We start from the raw sequence: 21,058 nt of genomic DNA, 5'->3' as shown, positions 1-21,058 counted from the left end.
TTTTCCAGAAATTCAAAAATATCCTGTGTCTTTACAGTGTTTTCCAACTGTATAGTCCGGCCATATGGATGGCTCTACCTGAGCCAGACGTGATTGTTTTTCAATATTTTGAAAATATTGAAAATTTCCTGCATGAAAACACGAACTTTAAGATACTGTTCCATATAAGGAACCGTACTGACTTTAATACTGCCTGTTTCAAAACAGGCAGACCAATGGCCTGCCTGTTTTTTACAGCACGCGGTAACTACCGCAGGGTATACGCACTCTGTATTTTAGATCACACGCCCGGCAATGCTTTTAAGCTTACCCATCAGTACGGGGTCGCGCGCATCGGGTGCTGTAATCAGCGCATATTCCAGCGCGCGGTCACAACCTGCGCTGCACAGCCCACGCTTTTTACCGCCCAGTGCAGGAATAACCGCCTTGACCAGCGCCTTGGCTTTGGCCGAGTTGGCCTGCATGGTTTTAACAACGCTTTCCACCGTCACGTTGTCATGCTCGGTGTGCCAGCAGTCATAATCAGTCACCATGGCAACGGTGGCGTAACAGATTTCCGCCTCACGGGCCAGGCTGGCTTCTGGCATGTTGGTCATGCCAATCACCGAGCAGCCCCATGTCCGGTAAAGTTCGCTCTCGGCACGGGTGGAAAACTGCGGTCCTTCCATTACCAGATACGTACCTTTGCGCGTGGCCTCGATACCCAGCCTGTCGGCTTCGGCCTTGAGCACATCGCCCACGCGGTTGCACAACGGATCTGCCATGGAAATGTGCGCAACGCAGCCTGTATCAAAAAAACTTTTATCCCGCGCTATGGTCCGGTCAATAAACTGGTCGATAATCACAAACCGGCCCGGCGGCAGTTCCTCCTTGAGCGACCCCACAGCGGAGAGAGAAACAATATCGGTCACGCCTGCAATTTTAAGCGCTGCAATATTGGCCCTGTAATTCAGGCGCGAAGGCGGAATAGGATGACCACGACCATGGCGGGGCAGAAATACGCATTTCACGCCATCCAGCCGACCGAATAAAAGCTGGTCGGAAGGCATGCCCCACGGGGTTTCCACCGTGCGCCATTCCTTGTCTTCCAGACCATCAATATCATACAGGCCAGACCCGCCAACCAGACCGATAACGGGTTCTACAACTTCATTTTCTGACATCAGACCTGAGTCTCCGGTTTAAAATCACAAACAGCACGGCAAGAAAGCACAGATACAGCCCCGCTCCCACACCCAACCTGCGGCGCTGGTCCAGATGGGGGGCGGAAACCCAGGCAAGGAAGGTTGTCACGTCCCGCGCTTCGGCCTGCACATCGGGCACTGTGCCATCTGCGTATTTGACCTCGTTGCCATGCAACGGCGGGGGCATGGCCGTAAAGTGGCCAATGGCATATGGGTTGGAAAAACCACGCCCGATCAGGCGCACAGGCTGTGGACCATACCCGAGCAGCAGACCATACAGCCTGTCCGGTCCACCGGGATAAACCTGAAGGATGCGAGAGAGATCTGGGGGGAGCACCCCCTGATTGGCCGCCAGAGCCGCCTCCGGCCCGGAGTAGGGAGATGGCAGAGCATCGTCGGGGCGAGCGGAGCGATGCCTGAGCCGCCCTTCCGCATCCAGCCCGTCTGGCACCTGCCAGGCCGCCGCCAGTGCGGCCACCTCCGCGGGTTGCAGGCCCATCCCTGCAAAATCGGAAAAATGAAGTTGCGACAGGCTATGGCAGGAGGCACAGGACCCTGCAAAAACCGCATAACCACGCTGGACTGCGGCCAGATCAAAATGCCCTAAAGCACCTGTAAAGGACCATTGCTGCCGCGTGGGGTGGGCAGGCGCCCCCGCAGGTTGCGCCATTGCAGCATACGCCCACAGCAGGCCAGCCCCTGCCGCCACAAATCGCCTGACCATCATGCCCTGCCCCCCCGCCACAAACGACCGGCAAGGGGCAGATAGAGCAGGAAGTAGGCGTAATACCCCACCATACCCAGCCGGGCCACCAGCATCCACCCCCCATGCATGTGGTGCAGGCCCGCGCATGCAACCGCCACGGCAGAGCAGACCAGCAGGCCCATAACCCCCACCCGCACCACAACAGGTGCGGTATGGACGGTATCCGTTGCATGGTCCAGCCAGGGAACCGCAAACAGAACAGCCACCGCCCCACCAGACAGCAGCAGCCCCCCCAGTTTGAACGGCACAGCCTGCATCATTCCGTAAAAGGGCAGAAAATACCATTCCGGCTCAATATCAACCGGGGTATGCAGCGGGTTGGCCGGGCGGTAATTGGCAGGTTCGACTATCAGCTCCGGCCAGAAACACAACACCCCGACAAAGGCGAGTGCAACCAGCACAATGGCCAGCATATCCCGCATCGTAAAATAGGGATGAAAAGGTAAAACCCCCGTTACCGTCATCGGGCGGGCGGATGGGCTGGAACTTCCCCGCACATGCACATGGGCAATATGCCCTGCCACCAGCCCCATGATCAGGAACGCCAGCCCGAAATGCAGGGTCAGCATGCGGTGCAGGGTTGGTGTCCCAGGAGCATCCCCGCCCAGAAAAACACCTTCCAGCCATCCGCCGACAAGGGGGAACGCTCCCACGGCCTTACCCGCGACATCCGCCCCCCAATAGGACATCTGGCCCCATGGCAGCACATATCCTGCAAAAGCCGTAATCATAACCAGAACCAGCAGGACGCACCCGCTCAGCCACACTGCACGGCGTGGCGGCAGGTAAGAGCGGTAATACAGCCCCCGCAGCAGGTGCACATACAAGGCCAGCATAAAAAAAGAAGCGCCAGTCATGTGCATGGCACGCAGCAGCCACCCTGCGGGCATGCGACGCTCAATACTTTCGACCGAGCCAAAAGCCAGCCCCGCATCGGGCGTATAGACCAGCGTGAGGGTCAGCCCACTGAGCAGCATCAGGGCCAGTATGGCGCACAGAATGGCCCCTATGGTCCACAGCCAGTTCAGGTCCGCAGGGAGTGGCAGGCGGCCATAAGCCCTGACCCATGTGCCCAACCGGCCCTGCGTTGCAGGCTCCGCGCCCTGCCCGTTATGGCAGACTGGTTTGCCAGCCATTGCACTTCTCCCCCATGATCCACCGCTTTCGGGCAAACTCCGGTTCCCGTTTAACGATGAACCAGATGATCTTGCAATGACCGGCCCTAAGGCGCACCCCTTGAAAAAATGCTCCGGGCCGATTCTCTGCTGGCCGGGCAGATGACCAGTATGGAAAGAGTTCACACATGACGCCGACAAAGCCTGCCTCCGTTCCCGCGCACGACAAGCTCAAGGACGCGGCACGCACATGGTTTGAAACTCTGCGTAACCAGATATGCACAGCTTTTGAAACCATTGAGGCAGACGCTGCGGCACGGAACAGCCCGGTACTGCCCGGGCACGAACAGCCTTCCCGCTTTGAACGCAAAAGCTGGAACCGCCTGAATGAAGACGGAACCCCCGGCGGTGGCGGCGTGATGAGCCTGATGCATGGCCGCGTTTTTGAAAAAGTGGGGGTCAACATCTCCACCGTGGAGGGAACCTTCCCCCCCGATTTTGCAGCCACCATTCCCGGCGCAACAGAAAATCCGCATTTTTTTGCAACCGGCATCAGCCTTGTTGCCCATATGTGCAGCCCTCTGGTTCCTGCCGCCCATTTTAATACCCGCATGATCATTACAACGCAGGGCTGGTTTGGTGGCGGGGGAGATATTACCCCCATGTTCCCCGACAGCACCGAAGCGCAGGACGACGCCACCACCTTCCATGCCGCCTTTGCCAAGGCATGCAATGCGCACGATCCGGAGTACTATCCACGCTTTAAAGCGTGGTGTGACAAATACTTCTACCTTCCTCACCGCGACGAACCACGCGGCCTTGGCGGCATTTTTTATGACCGGCTGGACAGCGGCAACGCAGACGAGGACTTTGCTTTTACCAAGGATGTCGGCCTTGCTTTTCTGGATGCCTACCCGCGCATTGTCCGTGGCCGCATGATGGAACCCTGGACCCCCGAACAGCGCGAGGCCCAGCTTGTGCGCCGGGGTCGTTACGTGGAATTCAACCTGCTGCACGACCGCGGTACGCTGTTCGGGCTTAAAACCGGTGGCAATACGGAAGCCATTTTGATGAGCATGCCGCCGGAGGTTAAATGGCCGTAATAAAATGGCCGTGTTTCTGCCGTTAATTTCGCATAGTATGGGAGAGCGATAACCACAATGAAGGCTATTGGTGTTTGTCTACTCTCATCCCTGCTTCTTCAATGATGCGTCACCGCCATGGCCTTTCCCTGTCCCGCCGCCTGTTTCTGGGCGGGGCACTGGGGAGTATGGCCGCAGCAGCCCATGCGGCGGATGACATACTGGTAGGCCCAGCCGCCACCCCCACATCCGAGCAGACTACAAAGCTGATTGTGGCAGGCAGTGCAGAAACACCCTGTGGCACATGGGCGACCCGTCTGGCCCCGGACATGGCAAAAGAGCTGGAGCAGCCCCCTTTTGACATTACCTTCACCACCGGGTGGGACGGGGTAACAGGCGCAAACCTGTTTGATGCGCAGGAGCAGCTCAGTTCCGCTTCCAGCACGTTACTCGTACCCGGCACAGCGCTCATGGCCGCCATGACCGGGGATAGCCGCGTGCATTACGCCTATCACCGCTGGTTGCCTGTATTGACCATATGCCAACCCAGCGTGGTTGTAGGGCATGTCAGCCTGCACCGCTCGCTCGGCGTTATTCTCAGTGGCAAAACCACCCGCGTTGCGGTTTCCATCCCCACGGGGCCGGAACTGCCTACCCTTCTGGCCTTTGACCTGCTGGCTCTGCGACCTCTGCCAGTCAGTGGCTATGCAACACCAGATACCGCCATGGCAGCCCTGACCGGCGGACTGGTCGACGCCATTCAGCTTCCCATGGACGCAGCCCTGAAGGAGCGGTTGGACACACTGGGCGCCAAAGGGTTTATCCCGCTCTTTCTCAACACCGACGCCCCCCCCGTGCCAACACCGGCGGATCTGGCGTTGCCTCCCGCCTTCCCGACCATATTGCTGCAAGAACGCAGGACATCCACCCCGGCTTTTCTGCCACAGGCATGGCTGGCCATCGCTTCTGCTGCCAGCCTCAAGGCAGCCCTTGTCCTGCCTTTGCTAACACCTCCCGCCAAAGTAGCACGCTGGCGGCGTGCGGCGGAAACATGCGCCGCCAGACTGAACCTGCAACAGATTGCGCTGGCCAACGGCCAGACCGTATTGTCGGGTGCAAAATGCATTACGGCTTATGGCATGGCCACACCCGACGTAAATGTGGGCATGGCGTTCCGCCGCTGGCTGGCACTTAATCTGCCACGCTGGAAAAGCATTTCCCCCACACAGCCCTTACCGCCTGCGCCTGCGCAGTAAAACCCGGACGGAACCTTTATTCCCCTCATGGGGGTAAGCCAGCCCCAGAATGCTGGCACGCATTTCCGGCCGTTCCAGCCAATACGGCAGTTCGCGCCGTAAAATGCCACCTTCATGCCCTGTGCCCAGCCCTGTAATGATTTCCACACAGCGCAGGCCACGATGGGCGGCAACATCCATAAACTCTCTCAGACGCACGAACGCTTCCTGCGCGACCATGCCGTGCAAATCCAGACGTTTTTCCACCCGCATGCTCCCCTGATGAAAACGCCGCCAGCTATAATCATCCACACCGGGCTGACGCTGGCCAATTTTTTCCGCAATGGGTGGGGCTGGCTGTAACGTTGCAGGCGAGGCCCCTGACAGAGCGGAGGATGGGGGGCGCACCTCCCATAACAGGCTTCCTGCGGGTCTGACTTTAGGTTGCTTTGGTTTGTAATTTGTTTGCGGGATGGCCGTCACACCCTCCGGCGCGGAAGCAGCCGCCTGATCAAACACCGTGTCCGCCATGGGTGGGACAAGACTGGCACGGCTCAGGGGAGCCACATCACGCACGACCAGCGCCCAGAGCTGCTTTTCCGCCTCCTGTAACTGACGCCGTCTTTTTACCACCCGCTCACCTATCGCACTTTATTCCAACCAATCCGCTCCATGCACGATCAGCCACAAACACAAACGGCCCATCCAACAGGCTTTATCACCTGCGGACGGGCCGTTGTTCAAGCACAGAAAGCGGACATCCGCAAAGATGTCCGCTACGTATGCTCCTGTTTTACTGTTTGATATCCGTCAGGTCATGACCTTCATACTTGCCGGTCAGGGTGCGGAGGAACGCCACAATATCCGCCACGTCCTGATCAGACGGGTTGCTGTCCGGCGTCTGGTAATGCGCCATTTTGCGTACAGCTTCATCCAATGTTTTGACGCTGCCATCGTGGAAATAGGGGGCAGTCAGCGCAATATTACGCAGAGTGGGCACTACAAAGCGGTTCTGGTCCAGCTTGTTATGGCTGATGCCATAAATCCCTTCATCCGCATCTGTCAGCTTGCCGCCACGGTCCTTGAAGTAATCAGACTCCAGCCCCATAACTTCATAACCACCGCCACCAACATCAATACCGCTATGGCAACCCGAACAGCCAATAGCCTTGAACCGCTCATAACCGCGCTTGGCCTGCGGGCTGATCGCATCCTCCTTACCCTTGAGATATTCATCAAACGGGCTGTCGGGCGTGATCAGGGTTTTTTCATACTCGGCAATGGCCTGCGTAATAGTCTGCTGCCCAACCTGCACATCCGGGCCAAAGGCAGCCTTGAACATACCGGTGTAATCCGGGTCTGCCGCCAGCTTCCGGGCCACTTCCGACCAGTCATGCGACCCCATCTCCAGCGGATTCATCACCGGGCCTGCAGCCTGTGCAGCAAGGTCTGGCGCACGGGCGTTCCAGAACTGTGCAATCTTGAAATATGCATCATACACGGTTGGCACGTTAATCGGGCCTTTCTGGCCGCCAATACCGGTTGCGGTCACCAGATTGTCTACCCCACCCTTGTCCAGCCCGTGGCAGCTTGCGCAGTTGAGCGTGTTGTCGCCTGACAGTTTTTTGTCAAAAAACAGCTTTTTGCCCAGAGCGACCTTTACAGGGTCCACTTCCACACTTTCGGGCACGGGGCGCACGGGTTCAGCAGCCAGCGCTGCTGTTGCTCCTGTATTGGCGTAGTATTTACGCCGGGTCTGCTGCACCCAGGCCAGAATATCCTGCCGTTCGGCATTGGACAGATGTGCATGCCAATGCAGCAGCAGGTACTGCGTTGGAGGCATGCGGTTCTGCACAATGACTTCCTCAATGCGCGACAGTTCTTCTTCCGATGGTGGCGTACCGTGCTCAAACGCATGCAGAACAGGTTCTATACGGAAATGGCGCAATCCCTGATCGCGATCCCTCTCCATAATCGTGTTTGCTACGGGCAGACGGAAGTAAAAAGGCAGGTCTCGACCGACTGCATGGCAGTAATCGCAGCGTGCTTCATTCAGCGCATTAAACGCAGCCAAAGCAACGGGGTCTTTATGTGTTGGTGAAGCTGGCATAAGTTCTGTTGCTGTTACATGGTCATAATGCTGCAAAAAAGCAACTGTACCACCATATGCAAGCAGACCGACGCCTGCCAGAGAGACTAATATACGTTTCAAACCCCGATCCCCCGGTTCTATTTCTTTCTCACATACATTTTATTCATTCTTGAGCCCGTTGTGTTTGATACACATCAAAATGTCAAAACGATTATTTTTATCGTAATAATAGATAAATCCGATCAGGCGAGAGGGCTGTTCACCAGATCGTGCATCAGCCGCGCCCGTGCTATGGCCACGTACTCCGCATCTATTTCCATCCCCACACCGCTACACCCAAGGCGCTGGGCAGACAGCAGGGTAGTGCCCGTGCCCATAAACGGGTCCAGCACCTGAGCACCGGATTTGCCATGAAGCAGAATACACTGCTCAGGCAGAGCTATGGGGAAAGTGCCTGGATGGTCAAATTTTTCCGCCCGCCCGCGCACGGTCTCATAGGGAATAAACCATGCATCTCCCCGGCAGCGGCGGTCCTGCTGGTGGCCACGGCGGGCAATGTTGGTTTTGTCCTTGTAGGGCACGCCCGCACTCAGCCGGTCCAGCGGCACATCTCCCTCAAGCGTGAAATGAAAAAGATGTTCATGCCCACGATGCAGGTAGCGCTGGCTGTTCATGGGTTTAAAATGGCCAAAGCTGTCCTCTCCGACGGAGATGGATTTGACCCATGAAATATGGTTTTGCAGCACAAACAGATCCCGCAGGCGTACCGCCAGTTCAAACGGCAGCCATGGCTGGGCGGATGAGCCCGAAATATTCAGAAAAAATGATCCATCCGGCTTAAGCACCCGCTGCAACTGTGTTGCAACTTCCACCATCCAGTCCAGATAATCGTTTTCTTCCCGCCGGTCGGGATAACTCCGGTAGGACAGGCCAATATTGTAGGGAGGGGATGTAACAATTACATCCACGGTTTCTGCCTGCATGCGCCGTAACGCACGCAGGCAGTCACCCAGAACAATGTCCTGACGACCAACCTTATAGCGTTTTGCCCGTACGGGCGGGGTAGTGGAACCCGTGGCCGCTTTGTCCGCTCTCACGCACTACGCGCCGCCGCAAGACGCCAGCCACTGCCACCAACGCCCAGCAGGCGTTCAAGCGTCCACATATCGGAAAACTCGGTTACGGCGTCCGTGCCAGTGACCGGCTGGCCCGCCTGGTCTTCTACCAGACTGATCTGGTCGGAAACAATGCGCACATCTATGGCCACTCCCAGCCCCACATCCAGCTTTGTCAGCCGCACATCTTCAATGGCGAGCGAGCGCACGGCCTGAATGTCTGTCCGCTGCTTCTGTCCTGCGGCTTCACGCGCGGTGATGGCGGCATCAAACGAATTATAGACCGCAGGCGTCAGATAGGTTTTGAGCACATCCCGGTTGCTCCGGGCATAGGCTTCCACAACCTGTGCGAACACGGTCTGCACGCTCATCAAAAACTGCTGGGGGGTAAAACCTGTGTCCTGCTGGTGGATTTCGGTCAGCAACTGCCCGACCCGCGTGCCGGGTGATGGCACATCATACTCAACGGCGGAACCTGTTGGCTCCACCTTGTTTTCCACCACACGGGGCGCTGCCTCCACACGAGCGGGAACAGGCATGGTGAGGGGCTGGATGCCAACACGCTTGCCCAGAACACTCCGCAACCGCAGAGCCAGAAAAGCGGCTACCAAAGCCAGAAGAACCAGATCGACCGGAAAGTGGTCGAGAGAAAAATCCATCTGTTAAACGTCCACCAATCTGCCTGCACACAGCGTTTGCAGGTTTGTATATTATTACGGGAAGGGCACTTTCCCTCGGGCTCTCATTATCACATAGTCATGACAGAGTGCGGATACAATGAATACCAGCCCATCCGCCCTTGTAAAAGACCATTCCTGTTTTAAAAACCACTCAGGCCACCATGATCATCCTGCGTCATTGCGAAAGTGAGTTCAACCGCCTGTATAATCTGAGCGGGCGAGACCCCTGTGTGCCCGACCCCGTCCTTTCCGCTCAGGGGCAGGAGCATGCCTATGCTCTGGTGGATGAACTCCGGCATAAAAACATCACCCGTATTCTGGTTTCGCCCTTTACCCGCGCCCTGCAAACCGCCACTCCCCTTGCCCGCGCTCTGGGCCTTACGCCACGGATTACTCCTCTTGTACGCGAACGGGGTATGTATTCATGCGATGTTGGCTCCCCCGCCTCCACGCTGATGCAGGACTGGCCACACCTTGATTTTGACCACCTGCCAGAACAATGGTGGTCTCCCTTACCAGAATCCGGTCAGGCACTCAGCCTGCGGGCGCAGCAGTTCCGCGAGCAGATGCGCAAGGACGCGCCACACGAGCACACGCTGGTTGTTTCGCACTGGTGGTTCCTGCTCGAACTCAGCGAACAGAGTCTGGAAAACGGGGACTGGCTCCATCTTTCACCATAAAAACAAACCCCCTTATCCCCCCTCCTGCATGAAGCACCCGACCCGCAAAGACCCGGATTGGAGTGTTGGCTAACCCCGCAGGTCATGCTACCGCCTTAAGGGAACCCAATACGTTTGAGAGCAGGAAGCTGTCATCAATGTCCGATACTGCCCAGTCCGTTCCGCCCGCCCTGCCACTGGCCATTAACCTCCAGTACACGCGCGATCTTTCCTTTGAAGTGCCCGTTGGGGCAGAAATCTTTGCAACCCTGCGCGCTCAGCCCCAGATCAGTGTCAACATCGATGTGCAGACCAGTCGCCTGCAGAGCGATCAGATGGTTTACGAAGTCATCCTGAGCATCAAGGCTGAAGCCAAGGAAGCCCCGGAAACGGAAAACGGCCCCACCGGGCGCACAGTGTTCCTGACCGAGCTGGTTTATGCTGCTGTTGTCACCCTAACCAACCCGCCGCCCGAACTGGTTGAACCCATTCTGCTGGTTGAAGTACCGCGCCTGATCTTCCCTTATGCGCGCAACATCATCAGCGATGTCACGCGTGATGGCGGGTTCCCCCCCATTGTGCTGCAACCGATCGACTTTGTTGCTCTGTGGCAGGCCCGTCGCGCAGAATTCCCTGAAGCAGCAGGCAACGCATAAGCCTCTGTTCCAAATGTAACAGCGCCTTGCAAAAAACCCGGCTCCATCATGGCTGCCGGGTTTTTTACGTATTCAGGTTGCCCAGAGCTGCAAGCATGGCCGGGGCATCCGGCGTGGTGGCCACCGCAACCGGCCCCAGCCAGCCCGCGTGCAGCACGGCCTGCGCCACCTCGTGCGAAATAACGACGGCGCGCAAAGCCAGCACCTGTGCATACAGACGGCCACGGGGCACGCTGGCCAGCCAGCTCCGAGCGCTCCGGGTCGAAAAAAACAGAACCGCCGCAACCTGCCCTGCCTGCAACACCTGCCCGACAGATACGGGAAAATCCACCACCGCACTGGTCCTGTAGGCCACCCGCCGCACAACACTAAAACCGTGGCTGCGCAGGCCCTGTGCCAGTTCGCCCCCCTGCCCCGCACCGGAAAAAAGCAGAAGCGTTCCCTGCTCCGGGGAGCACGTGTCAGCAATCAGGTGTATGAGTGCCTGCGCATTACCCTTGGCGCTACACACGTTAACAAATCCTGCCGCCCGCGCTTTTTGCGCAGTACGGTCACCAACAGCAAAAACAGGAACAGACAGGCTGACACTTTCTGCCGCTGCGGCTACCGCCTGCCCACTCGTTAGCAGCAACGCCGCAGACTGGCGCGGCAAGTGCCTTACAGGGCATGCGCACACATGCAAGGCCGGAGCAGGAACAGGCACCCATCCAGCACGGGTTACAGCCAAGGCCGTCTCCCCCAACCCCGGCTCTGGCCGGGTGATGATAACGCCACGCGACAACGACAAATACGAAGACGGCGAAGGCATGGGAGACGGCCTGTACCTGTTTTTACGCGTTTTCCTCAAAAATATCGGCCGGACTGTCCCTGCGCAGGCTGCACCCCAGTTCACGCCCCAGCCGCTCGGCATCCTCCGGGGCACCACTTATGCTGCGCTTGAGCAGGAAGGACCCGTCCTCCCGCGCGACAAGGCCAGTCAGGTGCAGTTTGGGCGCGTCCCCCGCCACCACGGGAATAAGCTGGGCATACCCCCCGATCGGCGTACGGCACGACCCATCCAGTTCCGCCAGAAGGGCACGCTCGGCCGTAGCGACGGCGCGGGCTTCGTAATCTTCAATGGCGGCCAGCAGTTCGCGCAGTTCAATATCATCCTCACGCACCGTAACGCCTACAATACCCTGCCCGGCGGCTGGGACCATCACGGTGGGGGAAAGCACAATGCTGGCCCGCTCGGCCATACCAAGGCGGCGCAGGCCAGCCAGTGCAAGCAAGGTGGCATCGCACTGCCGGGCAGCGAGCTTGTCGAGTCGGGTCTGCACATTGCCACGCAGCAGACCAAACTTAAGGTCCGGGCGCGCATGCAGCATCTGCGCCTGACGGCGTACAGAGGCACACCCCACCAGAGCCCCTTCGGGCAGCGCGGAATACGGGTCATCCGGGTCAGACTGTTCCAGCCGGGGGCCAAGGATCAGCGCGTCACGCGCATCTTCGCGCCGGAGCGTGCAGGCCAGCACCAGACCGGGGGGCAGCGCTGTTTCCAGATCCTTGAGGCTATGCACGGCAAAATCAATCCGCCGGTCTACCAGAGCCTCATGAATTTCCTTTGCGAACAACCCCTTGCCGCCAATTTCTGCAAGCCTCTGGTTTTGCACCTGATCACCCGTGGTGTTGATCTGGTGTTCCTGAAAGGCGTTCATGTCCCGCAAGACGGGGCAGAAGCGTGTCAGCGTGGTCAAAAAGGCGCGTGTCTGGACCAGCGCCAGAGGGGAGCCACGCGTGCCCACGCGCAAAGGCAGGGAGTGACGTCCTGAATGGCTGCCCGCCTTTTTCTGGCGTGCAGCGGCTTCTGCAGCGATCTCCTGCAAAGCGGGAGAAAGGACAGAGGAGGAAGGGTAGGCTGAATCCATAAGATGTGTCTATTACCGGGAATGGAGAAAGGACAAGATACTATGAAGCCCGGCTGGTCTGAAAAACTTGCGCGACCGGAAAAACATTCCGCCCCTCCCCACCCGTTGCATCCGTGCAAGAATACCGCTTTTTTTATGGTGCGTCCATGAGTGACCTTTCCGCCCTCCATCAGCCCGCCGGGCCTGTTCTGGCCATTGAATCCTCCTGTGACGAAACCGCCTGCGCCATACTGGCCCCCGATGGCACCTGCCTTGCCCAGCGCGTTGTCTCGCAGGATGGGCATGCAGATTTTGGGGGCGTGGTGCCAGAAATAGCTGCCCGCGCGCATCTGGCCCTCCTGCCTGCTCTGGTGGAGGCGACATTGGCGGATGCAGGGCTGGCCACCACGGAGCTTGCCTTTATTGCCGCCAGCACCGGGCCGGGGCTGATCGGGGGGCTGATTGTTGGCACAGGTTTTGCCAAAGGGCTGGCTCTGGCGCTGAATATACCTTTTGTTGCGGTCAATCATGTGGAGGCCCATGCCTTGACCGCCCGCCTGCCTGGTATTGTGCCCGGCGGTGCGCCTTTTCCTTACCTGTTGCTGCTGGTTTCGGGTGGGCATTGCCAGTGCATTGCGGTGGAAGGTGTTGGCCAGTACCGCAAACTCGGGGGCACCATAGACGATGCGGCAGGCGAAGCGTTTGACAAGGTTGCAAAAATGCTCGGCCTTGGCTGGCCCGGCGGCCCGGCGCTGGAAAAACTGGCCCATCAGGGCAACCCCGATGCCATAGCCCTGCCCCGACCACTCCTGCATCGACCGGGGTGTGACTTCTCGTTCTCCGGACTTAAAACCGCACTTGCGCAAAAACTGGCCCCTTACGGGCAGGCTCCCCTGCCCCACCAGTTTGCCGCCGACCTTGCTGCATCCTTTCAGCAGGCTGTGGCCGATGTTGTGGCTGATCGGATCAATCATGCACTGGACATGATGCCACAGGCCCGCCTGCTGGTCGCCGCGGGTGGCGTTGCCGCCAACGCCACCCTGCGCGCCAGACTGGAGAACGTCGCCCGGCAGCGCGGCCTGCGCTTTGCAGCACCTCCGCTCCGGCTCTGCACGGATAACGCCGTTATGGTCGGTTGGGCGGCCCTTGAAACATGGCGTGAAAGTGCTGAACGCGGCCTGCCCGCCCCCAACGACACAACCCTGCGCCCACGCCCGCGCTGGCCATTGGAAGATATGGCCCAACGCTTTGAACCTGATCAGGCCTCCGCATGAACTATCGCCACATCTACCACGCAGGCAATTTTGCCGACTGCATGAAGCATATTTTGCTGGTCAGCCTGCTCCAGCATTTTCTGCGCAAGGAAGCGCCTTTTCTGGTGCTGGACACCCATGCTGGCATCGGCTGGTATGATCTTGAAAGCCCCGAGGCCGAAAAAACAGGCGAATACCAAAACGGTATAGGCAGGCTATGGGCAGAAGCGCCAGACAGCCCGCTCACTCCATGGCTGAAGCTGGTGCGCAAGGCTGGCGGGCCACGCTTTTACCCCGGCTCTCCCCTGCTGGCATCGCTCATGTTGCGCCCACAGGACCAGTTGATCTGCTGTGAAAAACATCCGCTGGACAAGCGGGCACTGTACCGCCTGTTTGCAGGCCAACCCAACATAAGCGTGCATGAGCGCGATGCGTATGAAAGCCTGCGCGCACTCCTCCCCCCCCAAACCGCAAAACGCGGCCTTGTGCTGATCGACCCGCCATTTGAAGAACCGGGGGAATTTGACCGTCTGGCCGAGGCACTCCAGACCATTCACACCCGTTTTGCCGCGGGTATGATTGCGGTGTGGTACCCCATCAAGCACAGAACTCCGGTGCGTCAGTTCCATAGCAATGTCGAGCAGGCCGGGCACCGCAACGTGCTGGTTGCCGAGTTGCTGATGCGCCCACCCCATAACCCTGATACACTCAATGGTGCGGGCCTGCTGGTGATCAAACCACCTTACGGCTTTGCCACACAGGCACAGCAGCAGCTCGAACGCCTGAAAACGGCACTGGGTGCGTTTGACGCCACAGTGAGCGAACTGGTGCCCGAGTAAGCCGTCAGGACCACCCCTTTTTCGCGTACAGGAACTTCACGCAGGGTGACTGACATCCTTGAGCAGGCTGTGCCACATATCTGTTGCAAAGCCCTGCACACCTGCGGCCAGAATCTGCACGCCAATGCACAGCAGAACCAGTGCCGCCAGCCTGCTGACAATCCGTGTGCCGGTTACACCCAGCATGGAGACCAGTTTTTCCGAGCTGGAATAGGCCGCCCACACGATCAGCACCACACAGATGGCCGCTACAGTCGTGCCCGCTGAATACCCCCAGAAGGATTGACCCGATGGACAACCCGACCCAAGGGCAATGGCCACGGCAATTGTGCCCGGCCCTACGGTAAACGGCATCGCCAGCGGAAAAAACGCGGCATCCGCCCAGTTGGGCGACATAACGGTGCGCCCCCCCTGAAGGGCCTGTTTTTCCTTCTGCGCTTCCACACTTTCAGGGCTTTGCAGCAAGGCCCACGCCCGCACGGCCACAACCAGACCACCTGCCACACGCAGGGCATTAACGGTCACGCCAAAAAACGCCAGTACGAGGCTGCCAAACCAGAGGGAAGCAATAATCAGCACAAAGGAATAAAAAGAGACAAGCCGTGCAAGAGCCATGATCTCACGCGGCGAACGGCCCTCGGACGCCTGAGCAAAAATAAGAGCCGCGCCAAATGGATTAACAATGGAAAACAGAGCCGGAAAAGCCAGCAGGAAAGAAGAAATCCCCGTCCTGACCACACTGCCACTGAGTAGAACCTCGGGAAGATGCACTGTCATAATCCTGCCCGGAACTCCAAAACAAACGCCTTCAGGCCCATCAGCCGATCAAAGGGGAACGTGGGTTGCGTCCCGGCTGGCTTTATAGGTTTTTACAAAACGCGATACCAGAGCAATATCCTCCGGCGGGTAACACAGATGCGTATTGCTGCCATCTTCAAGCGGCCAGACATTCAGCCCGATATCGTTGTAAATCCGGATAAAACTATCCCTCACCTGCCAGAAGGCAAGTCTCAACCCCTGCTGCAAGGCCAGATCACGCAACCGCCAGATGGCTGAAATGCTGTCATCCTCCCCGCCCGCAGGGTCCCCCAGCCCGACCAGCATATGCCCACGCCGGATAAAGGGAATAACCGCATCCCCCGCTTCGCCTTCCACAAAACCTTCGGGCTTCATATCCGCAATACCGGGCAGGGCGTGTTCGAGCGTTCCGTAATACTCGGCCATATCCTGCGTCCATGACTGGATGGGAATACGGGCAGGCCACATCAGCCGTGCCAGCACCACCAGAGCAAGCAGGACCGCAAGAGCGACAGTCCAGCGCACGGCCCCATGCGTTGGGGATGCCAGAATAAGCTGCCACCAGCTCCCCGCCCCGGCGTTGCGCGTGGCCAGCGCAATAATGCAGGCAAACAGCAGTAACAGGCACAGAAGATTGGAGCGCGAGAGCGGTTCGCTCAGCAGTTCGGCCCGGCGATAGTAGCAATTCCGGAATGGCGCAATAAACAGCGCGGACAATCCAAGCATAACAGGCACAAAAACCGTGTTCCCGCGCAGGAATGTCATGACCGTTGCCACCAGCAACAGGCCCAGAGCACCCCGCCATGCCAGCGTTACCCGCTGGGAAAGACCAATAGCCAGACCAATAAGCGCAACCCCCATAAGGGAGAGCAGATAATTCCCCCCCACATGCACAAGCCCTGCAAACGTGTCCGGCAGCATGGAAAACTTGGGCATAGGCTCCATCAGCACAAGGCTGAGCAGCAGCACACCACATAGCGAGACAGTGCCCGTTGCCACAGCGACGGAAAAAGCAGCTTCGCTCTCGCGCACAACCTGACTGGGCCTGCGCCGGACTACCTGTGCATCCTTGCTGCGGTTGCGGTTTTTCTTTTTGGCAAGAGCCGCATCCCCCCGTAGGAACAGTTCATGCCCGGCAAACATGATACCAGCCAGAAAAAGGGGAATAATATAGTAAAAAAGACGAAAAATCAGCACCATGCCCAAAATCTGGGGAGCAGGCATATAAGGACCGAGCGCCAGCAGCATGGCCCCGTCAAACACACCCAACCCACCGGGCACGCTGGCTACCAGCCCCGCCGTGTAGGAAGCAATATAAATAGCCAGAAAAGGTCCAAAATCCACCCCGCACCCTTTGGGCAGCAGCACAAAGGCAATGCTGGCGGTAGCCGCAACTTCCGCCGTGGCCACCACGGTCTGCATGAAGGCCATGCGGGGGGATGGCAACGCAACAACCCATTTACGGAACCGGAATTCACGCAGCCAGAAAGACACCCCGATATACCCGGCCACCATCAGCCACAGCAGCCCGCCCACAAAGGCCAGAACCACCTGTGGCACACGGTTGCCAATACCGGGCAGCACCGAAGGCTCCAGAATAAGGACCGCCCCGATAAGGACTGCCGCCCCCAGCAGGTAGGTGGCTGAACAAAAGGCAATAATCTGGGTAATGGCAAAGGCGTTAACGCCCCAGTTGCGGTACAGCCGATACCGGACCGCCGCCCCAGAAACCGCCGAAAAACCCAGATTATGCGACAGCACATAGGAGCAGAAAGCCGCAAACGCCGCTCTGCGGAATGGCAATTGCCCGTACCCGACCTGAATAGCGGCCAACCGGTCATAAAAAGACAGGATAAAGTAGGAAAGCAGCGTACACCCGACAGCCGCCCATAACTGGAAAGCGGGAATAGCCTCCATGGCCTGACGGATATCCGCCATTTTCAGGTGCCGCACCTCATGCTGCACCACAATAATGGCCACCACCATCAGCAACAGCCCAACCAGATGGGGAAGATGCCTCAGCCGCTTTTTCCATCCCTTTTCCTTTCCGTGCAGGTCAGGTTGCTGGTTGGGGAGCTGGGGCATCTGAGTCATCTATGCCAGACCTTGCTTAAACCTGCGTATCTCGCAAGAGGGCGGCGTCTATCAGGGCAATGGTTTCGGGCACACCATACAGCGCGACAAAACCACCAAAGCGTGGCCCCTCCTGTTGCCCGAGCAGCACTTCGTACAGACAGCCAAACCAGCTTCTAAGCGGCTCAAACCCGTGGCGCTTGCCTATTTCAAACACCAGATTCTGCAAGAGGGACGCGTCTGCCGATTCCCCTTCAAACCCACGCAGAGTTTCAGCCAGATCCACGAGTGCTGCGCGTTCCTTCTCCGTTGGTGCACGGAAGGTTTTGGCAGGGCGTACAAAGTCCGCGTAGTAGGCAATGGCGTGCTTGACCAGTTCAGCCAGCATGGGATGCGTCTGAGGTGACACAGCACTATCGTAACGGCGGATAAAGCCCCACAGCACTTCGGGCGTATCCGCATTGGCAACGCTGGCCAGATTGAGCAGCATGCCAAACGGCACCGGGCTTCCTGCATCCTCGGGCACACTGCCTTTGTGAATGAACCATGCAGGGTTTGCCCGCAGGTCGTTCCCCACCGGGTTTTCTGCCTGAAGGGCACGCGCCTTATCCACATGGGTCAGATAATCATCCGCCGTTTTGGGGATCACATCAAAATACAGCCGTTTGGCCCGCTGCGGCTGGTTGAACATGAACTGACCAAGGCTTTCAGGTGGGGCGTAACGCAGCCATTCCTCCACCGACAGGCCATTCCCCTTGGACTTGGAGATTTTTTGCCCCTGCTCATCCAGAAACAGTTCGTATGTCAGACCCGCAGGCGGTGTGCCGCCCAGAATTTTACAGATGCGGCCAGACAGGCGCACGCTGTCGATCAGATCCTTGCCCGACATTTCGTAATCGACGCCCAGCGCATACCAGCGCATGGCCCAGTCGGCCTTCCACTGCATTTTGGCGTGGCCACCTGTGACCGGCGTTTCAAACACCTCACCCGTTGTAGGGTCAGTCCAGCGTACGGTACCCGCGACGGCATCGATCGCGTCCATTTTAACCTGCATAACCTCCCCTGTACGGGGATGCAGCGGCAGAACGGGCGAATAGGTTGCCCGGCGGTCCGGCCCCAGCGTGGGCAGGATCACGGCCAGAATCTGGTCATGCACTTCCAGCACCCGCAGCAAGGCCGCATCAAACCGCCCAGAGGTATAATACCGGGTGGAAGATGCAAATTCGTATTCAAACCCGAAACTGTCCAGAAACGCGCAGAGTCGGGCATTATTATGCGCCGCGAACGACTCGTGCGTGCCAAACGGGTCCGGCACGCGCGAGAGAGGCTGGCCTATGTAGTTCTGCAGCATCTCACGCTGGGGCACGTTATCGGGCACCTTGCGCAGGGCGTCCATGTCATCCGAAAAAGCCAGCAGGCGCGATGGGCGGCCCGTAAGCGCCGTATAGGCCTGTCGCACCCAGGACGTGCGCGCAACCTCACCAAAGGTACCGATATGGGGCAGGCCCGAAGGACCATACCCGGTTTCCAGCAGAGCCGGGCGCTCATCGGCACCTGTGCTGCTACGTGTTGCAACATGATCTGCCAGTTTACGCGCCTCTTCAAAAGGCCACGCGCGCGGAAGATCGGAAGCGGATACTGTTTGGCTATCTGACATGCGCGGGAAGCTATGAATTGCGTGGCACCCGGTCAATGCAAAAACGCGCAGGACACCCTTCGCGGTGTAATTTTTACGCCCATTGACCCCGCAAACACTCCGCTCCATCCTTGCTGGCAGTCAAAAAGCCCAGAACAAAAGGTCAAACCCGAGTCATGCGCCGCACTTCCGCACTCATTCTTATCGGCAACGAAATCCTTTCTGGCCGCACACGGGACGACAACATCCAGTTTCTGGCACTACGGCTGGGAGAACTGGGGATTCCTCTAGTCGAGATCCGCGTGATCCCCGATATCAAGGCCACCATCATCAATACGGTCACGGAGTTGCGCGCCCGCTTTGACGAGGTGTTTACAACCGGGGGCATTGGCCCAACGCATGATGACATAACATCCCCCTGCGTGGCTGAAGCCTTTGGTGTGCCGTGGGAAATTCATGCCCCCACCTTTGCCGTGCTGCAAGAACGCTTTGGACCGGAAAATTTTAATACGGCCCGCCAGCGCATGGCCAGACTGCCCAGAGGGGCAACCCCCATTGCCAACCCCGTATCCATTGCGCCGGGCTTTACCATGGGCAATGTGCATGTGCTGGCCGGGGTGCCCCGCATTATGCGCGCCATGTTTGAAGAACTGGCCCCAACCCTGCAAAAAGGTGCGCCTGTTTTTTCGCGCACATGGCACACCACATTGCTGGGTGAAGGCACCCTGGCTGATGGGCTGGAAGCCATACAGGAGCGCTTTGCCGATCTGGACATCGGCTCCTACCCTTTCCACCGTGAGGGTGGCCACGGCGTGGCCCTGGTTGCCAAAGGCCAGGACAGGCAGCGTGTGAACGACGCGGCACAGGCCATTCACAACCTGCTTAACGAAAAAGGCGGCTCACCCGTGGAAGGTGAACCGCCCGTCTGATCCGCTTGCATCCATATCAGACTGACCGCGCCGGAATAGCACGGTCAGCTATGGTATGATTCAGTGCAGGGCTTCACGCCCCATGGCCAGAAACTTCTCACGGCGCAGTTCCTTCAGCTTTTCCGGAGCCAGCGGCAGCAGATCCTTGAGCATGGCACCCAGCACACCTCGCACTGCATCCATGGCAGCGGCCGGGTCACGCTGGGCCCCGCCCACGGGCTCGGGAATGATCTGGTCGATCAGGCCAAAACGCTTGAGGTCCTGAGCCGTCAGACGCAGCGTTTCCGCCGCCGTGCTGGCCTGCTTGGGGTCGCGCCACAGGATGGAGGCACAGGCCTCGGGCGAGATAACGGAGTAAATGGCGTGTTCGAGCATAAGAACCCGATCCCCCGCACCCAGCGCCACCGCACCACCCGAGCCTCCTTCGCCAATAACCGTAGCGATCAGGGGAACCGGAACGTCAAAACAGGTCGCAATGGAGCGGGCGATGGCTTCGGCCTGTCCACGCTGTTCCGCATCAATACCCGGCCATGCGCCTGCGGTGTCAATAAAGGTGAGAATCGGCAGCCTGAACTGGCCAGCCATCTTCATCAGCCGCTGCGCCTTGCGGTAGCCTTCTGGGCGGGCCATGCCAAAATTGTGCTGGAGCCGGGTTTCCAGGTCCGAGCCGCGCTCAGTCCCGATCACCATCACGGGCAGGCCATCAAAACGGCCAATGCCACCAATAATGGCCTTGTCATCCCCAAACAGCCGGTCACCCGCCAACGGCGTAAAATCCGTTATGAGCCGACCAATATAGTCCTGCGTGTGCGGACGCTGGGCATGACGGGCCACCTGCACTTTCTGCCAGGGCGTGAGCTTGGCGTAGATCGTGCGCAGGTGCTTTTCCGCCTTCTCGGAAAGGCGGGCCGTCTCTTCTTCTATATTGACCCCTTCGGGGTCGGTCATCTGCCGCAACTCGTCGATCTTGTTCTCAAGTTCGGCGACGGGCTTTTCAAAATCCAGGAACTGACGCATGAGCAAAGCCGATAGCACAATGGCGCTTAAAGCCAAGTCACTT

At 58.5% G+C, this 21,058-nt stretch carries 20 protein-coding genes; 7 read left to right on the top strand and 13 right to left on the bottom strand.

The annotated features are described in order from the left end of the window. Window positions 1-275: 275 nt before the first annotated feature. From PY793_RS01075 to PY793_RS01065, 3 genes are read right to left on the bottom strand one after another with little or no spacing between them, the layout of a single operon-like run. Complete coding sequence (locus PY793_RS01075) at window positions 276-1,163, bottom strand: S-methyl-5'-thioadenosine phosphorylase (protein ID WP_275176288.1); 888 nt, start codon at window positions 1,161-1,163, stop codon at window positions 276-278. Further along, window positions 1,150-1,911 carry a cytochrome c1 gene (locus PY793_RS01070; RefSeq protein WP_275176287.1) on the bottom strand — a complete coding sequence of 254 codons (762 nt, stop codon included), beginning with the start codon at window positions 1,909-1,911 and terminating at the stop codon, window positions 1,150-1,152. The genes PY793_RS01075 and PY793_RS01070 overlap by 14 nt, the downstream gene beginning before the upstream one ends. After that, window positions 1,908-3,086, bottom strand: a complete 1,179-nt coding sequence (locus PY793_RS01065; protein ID WP_275176286.1) for a cytochrome b — start codon at window positions 3,084-3,086, stop codon at window positions 1,908-1,910. Before PY793_RS01065 ends, PY793_RS01070 begins: the two co-directional genes overlap by 4 nt. A 167-nt stretch (window positions 3,087-3,253) precedes the next feature. Between PY793_RS01065 and hemF the strand changes: the two genes are divergently transcribed. Both hemF and PY793_RS01055 read left to right on the top strand, forming a co-directional pair. After that, window positions 3,254-4,168 carry an oxygen-dependent coproporphyrinogen oxidase gene (hemF, locus tag PY793_RS01060; RefSeq protein WP_275176285.1) on the top strand — a complete coding sequence of 305 codons (915 nt, stop codon included), beginning with the start codon at window positions 3,254-3,256 and terminating at the stop codon, window positions 4,166-4,168. A gap of 74 nt (window positions 4,169-4,242) precedes the next feature. Beyond that, the gene (locus PY793_RS01055; protein ID WP_275176284.1) at window positions 4,243-5,403 is read left to right on the top strand and encodes a hypothetical protein; all 1,161 of its coding nucleotides are present in this window, start codon (window positions 4,243-4,245) and stop codon (window positions 5,401-5,403) included. On the opposite strand, the gene PY793_RS01050 is transcribed toward PY793_RS01055, so the two are convergent. The 4 genes from PY793_RS01050 to PY793_RS01035 form a co-directional block, all read right to left on the bottom strand. Continuing rightward, window positions 5,380-6,015 (bottom strand): Smr/MutS family protein, encoded by a 636-nt coding sequence (locus PY793_RS01050; protein ID WP_275176283.1) that lies wholly within the window; start codon window positions 6,013-6,015, stop codon window positions 5,380-5,382. The genes PY793_RS01055 and PY793_RS01050 overlap by 24 nt on opposite strands. A 160-nt stretch (window positions 6,016-6,175) precedes the next feature. Continuing rightward, window positions 6,176-7,594, bottom strand: coding sequence for a cytochrome-c peroxidase (locus tag PY793_RS01045; RefSeq protein ID WP_275176282.1), 1,419 nt, complete (start codon window positions 7,592-7,594; stop codon window positions 6,176-6,178). 122 nt (window positions 7,595-7,716) lie between these two features. Continuing rightward, complete coding sequence (locus tag PY793_RS01040; protein WP_275176281.1) at window positions 7,717-8,571, bottom strand: DNA-methyltransferase; 855 nt, start codon at window positions 8,569-8,571, stop codon at window positions 7,717-7,719. Continuing rightward, window positions 8,568-9,248, bottom strand: a complete 681-nt coding sequence (locus tag PY793_RS01035) for a Tim44/TimA family putative adaptor protein (RefSeq protein ID WP_275176280.1) — start codon at window positions 9,246-9,248, stop codon at window positions 8,568-8,570. Before PY793_RS01035 ends, PY793_RS01040 begins: the two co-directional genes overlap by 4 nt. 182 nt (window positions 9,249-9,430) lie before the next feature. On the opposite strand from PY793_RS01035, the gene PY793_RS01030 reads away from it, so the two are divergent. Together PY793_RS01030 and secB are read left to right on the top strand one after the other, a co-directional pair. Further along, window positions 9,431-9,949, top strand: coding sequence for a histidine phosphatase family protein (locus PY793_RS01030; protein WP_275176279.1), 519 nt, complete (start codon window positions 9,431-9,433; stop codon window positions 9,947-9,949). Window positions 9,950-10,086: 137 nt separating this feature from the next. Then, on the top strand, window positions 10,087-10,584 hold the full coding sequence (secB, locus tag PY793_RS01025) for a protein-export chaperone SecB (RefSeq protein ID WP_275176278.1): 498 nt from the start codon (window positions 10,087-10,089) through the stop codon (window positions 10,582-10,584). Between the two features lie 64 nt (window positions 10,585-10,648). On the opposite strand, the gene PY793_RS01020 is transcribed toward secB, so the two are convergent. Both PY793_RS01020 and hemC read right to left on the bottom strand, forming a co-directional pair. Next, window positions 10,649-11,392 carry a uroporphyrinogen-III synthase gene (locus tag PY793_RS01020; RefSeq protein ID WP_275176277.1) on the bottom strand — a complete coding sequence of 248 codons (744 nt, stop codon included), beginning with the start codon at window positions 11,390-11,392 and terminating at the stop codon, window positions 10,649-10,651. Between the two features lie 22 nt (window positions 11,393-11,414). After that, complete coding sequence (gene hemC / locus PY793_RS01015) at window positions 11,415-12,491, bottom strand: hydroxymethylbilane synthase (RefSeq protein ID WP_275176276.1); 1,077 nt, start codon at window positions 12,489-12,491, stop codon at window positions 11,415-11,417. 146 nt (window positions 12,492-12,637) lie between these two features. Here hemC and tsaD point away from each other — a divergent pair, with 146 nt between their 5' ends. Continuing rightward, window positions 12,638-13,744 (top strand): tRNA (adenosine(37)-N6)-threonylcarbamoyltransferase complex transferase subunit TsaD, encoded by a 1,107-nt coding sequence (gene tsaD, locus PY793_RS01010; protein ID WP_275176275.1) that lies wholly within the window; start codon window positions 12,638-12,640, stop codon window positions 13,742-13,744. Continuing rightward, a complete protein-coding gene (locus PY793_RS01005; protein WP_275176274.1) occupies window positions 13,741-14,562 on the top strand; it encodes a 23S rRNA (adenine(2030)-N(6))-methyltransferase RlmJ in 822 nt (273 codons plus the stop codon). Before tsaD ends, PY793_RS01005 begins: the two co-directional genes overlap by 4 nt. 36 nt (window positions 14,563-14,598) lie before the next feature. Here PY793_RS01005 and PY793_RS01000 read toward each other — a convergent pair whose 3' ends face one another. The 3 genes from PY793_RS01000 to PY793_RS00990 are packed head-to-tail and all read right to left on the bottom strand — an operon-like array spanning window position 14,599 to window position 19,090. Next, window positions 14,599-15,339: a MarC family protein gene (locus tag PY793_RS01000; protein ID WP_275176273.1), complete on the bottom strand. Its 741-nt coding sequence runs from the start codon at window positions 15,337-15,339 to the stop codon at window positions 14,599-14,601. Window positions 15,340-15,387: 48 nt separating this feature from the next. Further along, window positions 15,388-17,454 carry a lysylphosphatidylglycerol synthase domain-containing protein gene (locus tag PY793_RS00995; RefSeq protein ID WP_275176272.1) on the bottom strand — a complete coding sequence of 689 codons (2,067 nt, stop codon included), beginning with the start codon at window positions 17,452-17,454 and terminating at the stop codon, window positions 15,388-15,390. 16 nt (window positions 17,455-17,470) lie between these two features. Continuing rightward, on the bottom strand, window positions 17,471-19,090 hold the full coding sequence (locus tag PY793_RS00990) for a lysine--tRNA ligase (protein WP_275176271.1): 1,620 nt from the start codon (window positions 19,088-19,090) through the stop codon (window positions 17,471-17,473). Between the two features lie 155 nt (window positions 19,091-19,245). Between PY793_RS00990 and PY793_RS00985 the strand changes: the two genes are divergently transcribed. After that, a complete protein-coding gene (locus PY793_RS00985) occupies window positions 19,246-19,998 on the top strand; it encodes a competence/damage-inducible protein A (protein WP_275176270.1) in 753 nt (250 codons plus the stop codon). 60 nt (window positions 19,999-20,058) lie between these two features. Here the strand turns inward: PY793_RS00985 and PY793_RS00980 are convergent, their stop codons facing one another. Continuing rightward, the gene (locus PY793_RS00980) at window positions 20,059-21,015 is read right to left on the bottom strand and encodes an acetyl-CoA carboxylase carboxyltransferase subunit alpha (RefSeq protein ID WP_275176269.1); all 957 of its coding nucleotides are present in this window, start codon (window positions 21,013-21,015) and stop codon (window positions 20,059-20,061) included. Between the last annotated feature and the right edge of the window lie 43 nt (window positions 21,016-21,058).

The sequence above is a fragment of the Acetobacter fabarum genome, assembly GCF_029069195.1.
Lineage (GTDB): Bacteria > Pseudomonadota > Alphaproteobacteria > Acetobacterales > Acetobacteraceae > Acetobacter > Acetobacter fabarum_A.
This window is presented reverse-complemented; position numbering and strand designations above follow the sequence as displayed.

What these genes read in the sequence shown, in the direction of transcription:
- PY793_RS01075 (WP_275176288.1), bottom strand. Translation starts at nt 1,163, where the DNA reads ATGTCAGAAAATGAAGTTGTAGAACCCGTTATCGGTCTGGTTGGCGGG.
- PY793_RS01070 (WP_275176287.1), bottom strand. Translation starts at nt 1,911, where the DNA reads ATGATGGTCAGGCGATTTGTGGCGGCAGGGGCTGGCCTGCTGTGGGCG.
- PY793_RS01065 (WP_275176286.1), bottom strand. Translation starts at nt 3,086, where the DNA reads ATGGCTGGCAAACCAGTCTGCCATAACGGGCAGGGCGCGGAGCCTGCA.
- hemF (WP_275176285.1), top strand. Translation starts at nt 3,254, where the DNA reads ATGACGCCGACAAAGCCTGCCTCCGTTCCCGCGCACGACAAGCTCAAG.
- PY793_RS01035 (WP_275176280.1), bottom strand. Translation starts at nt 9,248, where the DNA reads ATGGATTTTTCTCTCGACCACTTTCCGGTCGATCTGGTTCTTCTGGCT.
- PY793_RS01030 (WP_275176279.1), top strand. Translation starts at nt 9,431, where the DNA reads ATGATCATCCTGCGTCATTGCGAAAGTGAGTTCAACCGCCTGTATAAT.
- secB (WP_275176278.1), top strand. Translation starts at nt 10,087, where the DNA reads ATGTCCGATACTGCCCAGTCCGTTCCGCCCGCCCTGCCACTGGCCATT.
- PY793_RS01020 (WP_275176277.1), bottom strand. Translation starts at nt 11,392, where the DNA reads ATGCCTTCGCCGTCTTCGTATTTGTCGTTGTCGCGTGGCGTTATCATC.
- hemC (WP_275176276.1), bottom strand. Translation starts at nt 12,491, where the DNA reads ATGGATTCAGCCTACCCTTCCTCCTCTGTCCTTTCTCCCGCTTTGCAG.
- tsaD (WP_275176275.1), top strand. Translation starts at nt 12,638, where the DNA reads ATGAGTGACCTTTCCGCCCTCCATCAGCCCGCCGGGCCTGTTCTGGCC.
- PY793_RS01005 (WP_275176274.1), top strand. Translation starts at nt 13,741, where the DNA reads ATGAACTATCGCCACATCTACCACGCAGGCAATTTTGCCGACTGCATG.
- PY793_RS01000 (WP_275176273.1), bottom strand. Translation starts at nt 15,339, where the DNA reads ATGACAGTGCATCTTCCCGAGGTTCTACTCAGTGGCAGTGTGGTCAGG.
- PY793_RS00995 (WP_275176272.1), bottom strand. Translation starts at nt 17,454, where the DNA reads ATGACTCAGATGCCCCAGCTCCCCAACCAGCAACCTGACCTGCACGGA.
- PY793_RS00990 (WP_275176271.1), bottom strand. Translation starts at nt 19,090, where the DNA reads ATGTCAGATAGCCAAACAGTATCCGCTTCCGATCTTCCGCGCGCGTGG.
- PY793_RS00985 (WP_275176270.1), top strand. Translation starts at nt 19,246, where the DNA reads ATGCGCCGCACTTCCGCACTCATTCTTATCGGCAACGAAATCCTTTCT.
- PY793_RS00980 (WP_275176269.1), bottom strand. Translation starts at nt 21,015, where the DNA reads ATGCGTCAGTTCCTGGATTTTGAAAAGCCCGTCGCCGAACTTGAGAAC.